Source organism: Pseudoalteromonas sp. C12FD-1, assembly GCF_037414265.1.
Lineage (GTDB): Bacteria > Pseudomonadota > Gammaproteobacteria > Enterobacterales > Alteromonadaceae > Pseudoalteromonas.
The window spans coordinates 1-1,663 of sequence record NZ_JBBEVD010000011.1; the positions used below are offsets into that span (position 1 = coordinate 1).

Genomic DNA, 1,663 nt, shown 5'->3' on the forward strand with positions numbered 1-1,663 from the left:
TGCCTATCAACGTTGTAGTCTTCAACGGCCCTTCAGAGACTTTAAAAGTCTAGTGAGAAATCATCTCGAGGCCTGCTTCGCGCTTAGATGCTTTCAGCGCTTATCAGTTCCGAACGTAGCTACCGGGCAATGCCATTGGCATGACAACCCGAACACCAGCGGTTCGTTCACTCCGGTCCTCTCGTACTAGGAGCAACCCCTCTCAATTCTCAAACGCCCACGGCAGATAGGGACCGAACTGTCTCACGACGTTCTAAACCCAGCTCGCGTACCACTTTAAATGGCGAACAGCCATACCCTTGGGACCGACTTCAGCCCCAGGATGTGATGAGCCGACATCGAGGTGCCAAACACCGCCGTCGATATGAACTCTTGGGCGGTATCAGCCTGTTATCCCCGGAGTACCTTTTATCCGTTGAGCGATGGCCCTTCCATTCAGAACCACCGGATCACTATGACCTACTTTCGTACCTGCTCGACGTGTCTGTCTCGCAGTTAAGCTGGCTTCTACCATTACACTAACCGTACGATGTCCGACCGTACTTAGCCAACCTTCGTGCTCCTCCGTTACTCTTTGGGAGGAGACCGCCCCAGTCAAACTACCCACCAGGCACTGTCCGTAACCCCGATTCAGGGGCCAACGTTAGAACATCAAAACTACAAGGGTGGTATTTCAAGGACGACTCCACAAAAACTAGCGTCTCTGCTTCTAAGTCTCCCACCTATCCTACACATGTAGGTTCAATGTTCAGTGCCAAGCTGTAGTAAAGGTTCACGGGGTCTTTCCGTCTAGCCGCGGGTACACAGCATCTTCACTGCGATTTCAATTTCACTGAGTCTCGGGTGGAGACAGCGTGGCCATGGTTACACCATTCGTGCAGGTCGGAACTTACCCGACAAGGAATTTCGCTACCTTAGGACCGTTATAGTTACGGCCGCCGTTTACCGGGGCTTCGATCAAGAGCTTCGTCCGAAAACTAACCCCATCAATTAACCTTCCGGCACCGGGCAGGTGTCACACCGTATACGTCATCTTGCGATTTTGCACAGTGCTGTGTTTTTAATAAACAGTCCCAGCCACCTGGTCACTGCGGCTCCCGTCCGCTTAGAGAGCAAGTCTCATCACAGATAGGAGCGTACCTTCTCCCGAAGTTACGGTACGATTTTGCCTAGTTCCTTCACCCGAGTTCTCTCAAGCGCCTTAGTATTCTCTACCTGACCACCTGTGTCGGTTTGGGGTACGATTCGGTATAATCTGAAGCTTAGAGGCTTTTCCTGGAAGTATGGCATCAGCAACTTCATCACCTTGGTGACTCGTCTCGTGTCTCAGCCTAACAGCAACCCGGATTTACCTAAGTCGCTAGCCTACTCACTTTCACATGGACAACCATCGCCATGCTTGCTTAGCCTTCTCCGTCCCCCCATCGCAATTATACCAAGTACGGAAATATTAATCCGTTTCCCATCGACTACGCCTTTCGGCCTCGCCTTAGGGGTCGACTTACCCTACCCTGATTAACATGGGATAGGAACCCTTGGTCTTCCGGCGTGCGGGTTTTTCACCCGCATTATCGTTACTCATGTCAGCATTCGCACTTCTGATACCTCCAGCAACCCTCCCGGGTCACCTTCAACGGCTTACAGAACGCTCCCCTACCACTCA

At 51.9% G+C, this 1,663-nt stretch carries 1 rRNA gene; it reads right to left on the reverse strand.

What is annotated here, in order from left to right:
- Positions 1-1,663 (reverse strand): 23S ribosomal RNA (locus tag WDB87_RS00055); the annotation flags it as partial.